The organism is Klebsiella sp. SWET4 (assembly GCF_024296565.1).
Taxonomy (GTDB): domain Bacteria; phylum Pseudomonadota; class Gammaproteobacteria; order Enterobacterales; family Enterobacteriaceae; genus Klebsiella; species Klebsiella variicola.
In genome coordinates this window covers 1-3286 of sequence record NZ_JANCOB010000030.1, presented here as the reverse complement: position 1 = coordinate 3286, position 3286 = coordinate 1, and the positions used below count along the sequence as shown (strand labels likewise).

At 53.7% G+C, this 3286-nt stretch carries 2 protein-coding genes and 1 pseudogene; 1 reads left to right on the top strand and 2 read right to left on the bottom strand.

The features are described from left to right. Window positions 1–296: 296 nt before the first annotated feature. On the bottom strand, window positions 297–806 hold the full coding sequence (locus tag NKJ21_RS27255) for a hypothetical protein (RefSeq protein ID WP_254733399.1): 510 nt from the start codon (window positions 804–806) through the stop codon (window positions 297–299). 30 nt (window positions 807–836) lie between these two features. On the opposite strand from NKJ21_RS27255, the pseudogene NKJ21_RS27250 reads away from it, so the two are divergent. Then, window positions 837–1058, top strand: a pseudogene (locus tag NKJ21_RS27250) (hypothetical protein); the annotation flags it as partial. A 707-nt stretch (window positions 1059–1765) separates the two neighbouring features. On the opposite strand, the gene NKJ21_RS27245 reads toward NKJ21_RS27250, so the two are convergent. Continuing rightward, on the bottom strand, window positions 1766–2443 hold the full coding sequence (locus tag NKJ21_RS27245; RefSeq protein WP_254733396.1) for a hypothetical protein: 678 nt from the start codon (window positions 2441–2443) through the stop codon (window positions 1766–1768). Window positions 2444–3286 lie beyond the last annotated feature (843 nt).

Genomic DNA, 3286 nt, shown 5'->3' with positions numbered 1-3286 from the left:
AGCGCAACGCAATTAATGTGGCGCAACAGTTGCGCAGCCTGGTGAGCGCAACGCAATTAATGTGAGTTAGCTCACTCATTAGGCACCCCAGGCTTTACACTTTATGCTTCCGGCTCGTATGTTGTGTGGAATTGTGAGCGGATAACAATTTCACACAGGAAACAGCTATGACCATGATTACGCCAAGCTCGAAATTAACCCTCACTAAAGGGAACAAAAGCTGGAGCTCCACCGCGGTGGCGGCCGCTCTAGAACTAGTGGATCCCCCGGGCTGCAGGAATTCGATGCGGGAATTCTTAGCGTGTGGGCTTCCGTGGTGACCGCAGCAGCTTCTGACTTTTGTTGCTAACGGGGGACAGAGAGTATGGGGACACGTCATTGCCATCATCTGGACTCGAGCGCTTGCTGCTGAGGGAATACGTAAAGAGCCCCTTGTGCTCTGGTGTGGACGGCTGCAGCCGCCGGTCCTCCGTCTGTGGGTCCTGAACCTTCTCGATGCCGGCACCCAGCAGCTCATTCTTCAGCAGTGCGGAGTAGGCCAGGCCGTCTTTGCCATTGTCCGAGGTGGCGTCCTTGGCTTTGCGGTTCTGGCTGGGGGACTTCTCATTTTCATTGATCCTGTGGAAGTTCACGCTCCAGTTGGCCCCGGCCCGCGAGGGGATGAAGCGGTCACCATGCTTGCTGGGTGAAGACACTGGGGAGTTGGCTGGTGTCAGGGTTCTCCGCATCTCTGAAACACAGGGCACTGTGTTCTCATTCTGGATGATGATCTGCCGCAGGAGCCTTCGCTCATAGTCCTGGTCCATGGCAAAGAATTCCGGGAATCAAGCTTATCGATACCGTCGACCTCGAGGGGGGGCCCGGTACCCAATTCGCCCTATAGTGAGTCGTATTACAATTCACTGGCCGTCGTTTTACAACGTCGTGACTGGGAAAACCCTGGCGTTACCCAACTTAATCGCCTTGCAGCACATCCCCCTTTCGCCAGCTGGCGTAATAGCGAAGAGGCCCGCACCGATCGCCCTTCCCAACAGTTGCGCAGCCTGAATGGCGAATGGGACGCGCCCTGTAGCGGCGCATTAAGCGCGGCGGGTGTGGTGGTTACGCGCAGCGTGACCGCTACACTTGCCAGCGCCCTAGCGCCCGCTCCTTTCGCTTTCTTCCCTTCCTTTCTCGCCACGTTCGCCGGCTTTCCCCGTCAAGCTCTAAATCGGGGGCTCCCTTTAGGGTTCCGATTTAGTGCTTTACGGCACCTCGACCCCAAAAAACTTGATTAGGGTGATGGTTCACGTAGTGGGCCATCGCCCTGATAGACGGTTTTTCGCCCTTTGACGTTGGAGTCCACGTTCTTTAATAGTGGACTCTTGTTCCAAACTGGAACAACACTCAACCCTATCTCGGTCTATTCTTTTGATTTATAAGGGATTTTGCCGATTTCGGCCTATTGGTTAAAAAATGAGCTGATTTAACAAAAATTTAACGCGAATTTTAACAAAATATTAACGCTTACAATTTACGCCTTAAGATACATTGATGAGTTTGGACAAACCACAACTAGAATGCAGTGAAAAAAATGCTTTATTTGTGAAATTTGTGATGCTATTGCTTTATTTGTAACCATTATAAGCTGCAATAAACAAGTTAACAACAACAATTGCATTCATTTTATGTTTCAGGTTCAGGGGGAGGTGTGGGAGGTTTTTTAAAGCAAGTAAAACCTCTACAAATGTGGTATGGCTGATTATGATCTAGAGTCGCGGCCGCTCTACTGGGAGCCGGAGTGGCGGGCCTCGGCGTGCTCGTACTGCTCCACCACGGTGTAGTCCTCGTTGTGGTTGGTGATGTCCAGCTTGGAGTCCACGTAGTGGTTGCCGGGCAGCTGCACGGGCTTCTTGGCCTTGTACACGGTCTTGAAGTCGCAGGTGTAGTGGCCGCCGTCCTTCAGCTTCAGGGCGTGGGAGATCTCGCCCTTCAGCACGCCGTCCTGGGGGTACAGCTTCTCGGTGGAGGGCTCCCAGCCGGCAGTCTTCTTCTGCATTACGGGGCCGTCGGCGGGGAAGTTCACGCCCTTGAACTTCACCTTGTAGATGAAGGTGCCGTCCTGCAGGGAGGAGTCCTGCTGCACCTCCACCACGCCGCCGTCCTCGAAGTTCATGGAGCGCTCCCAGGTGAAGCCCTCGGGGAAGGACAGCTTCATGTAGTCGGGGATGTCGGCGGGGTGCTTCACGTAGGCCTTGGAGCCGTACTGGAACTGGGGGGACAGGATGTCCCAGGCGAAGGGCAGGGGGCCGCCCTTGGTCACCTGCAGCTTGGCGGTCTGGGTGCCCTCGTAGGGCTTGCCCTCGCCCTCGCCCTCGATCTCGAAGTAGTGGCCGTTCACGGAGCCCTCCATGCGCACCTTGAACTGCATGAACTCCTTGATGACGTCCTCGGTGTTGTCCATGGTGGCGACCGGTGGATCCCGGGCCCGCGGTACCGTCGACTGCAGAATTCGAAGCTTGAGCTCGAGATCTGAGTCCGGTAGCGCTAGCGGATCTGACGGTTCACTAAACCAGCTCTGCTTATATAGACCTCCCACCGTACACGCCTACCGCCCATTTGCGTCAATGGGGCGGAGTTGTTACGACATTTTGGAAAGTCCCGTTGATTTTGGTGCCAAAACAAACTCCCATTGACGTCAATGGGGTGGAGACTTGGAAATCCCCGTGAGTCAAACCGCTATCCACGCCCATTGATGTACTGCCAAAACCGCATCACCATGGTAATAGCGATGACTAATACGTAGATGTACTGCCAAGTAGGAAAGTCCCATAAGGTCATGTACTGGGCATAATGCCAGGCGGGCCATTTACCGTCATTGACGTCAATAGGGGGCGTACTTGGCATATGATACACTTGATGTACTGCCAAGTGGGCAGTTTACCGTAAATACTCCACCCATTGACGTCAATGGAAAGTCCCTATTGGCGTTACTATGGGAACATACGTCATTATTGACGTCAATGGGCGGGGGTCGTTGGGCGGTCAGCCAGGCGGGCCATTTACCGTAAGTTATGTAACGCGGAACTCCATATATGGGCTATGAACTAATGACCCCGTAATTGATTACTATTAATAACTAATGCATGGCGGTAATACGGTTATCCACAGAATCAGGGGATAACGCAGGAAAGAACATGTGAGCAAAAGGCCAGCAAAAGGCCAGGAACCGTAAAAAGGCCGCGTTGCTGGCGTTTTTCCATAGGCTCCGCCCCCCTGACGAGCATCACAAAAATCGACGCTCAAG

Coding starts and splice junctions, on each gene's coding strand:
- NKJ21_RS27255 (WP_254733399.1), bottom strand. CDS start 806: ATGGACCAGGACTATGAGCGAAGGCTCCTGCGGCAGATCATCATCCAG.
- NKJ21_RS27245 (WP_254733396.1), bottom strand. CDS start 2,443: ATGGACAACACCGAGGACGTCATCAAGGAGTTCATGCAGTTCAAGGTG.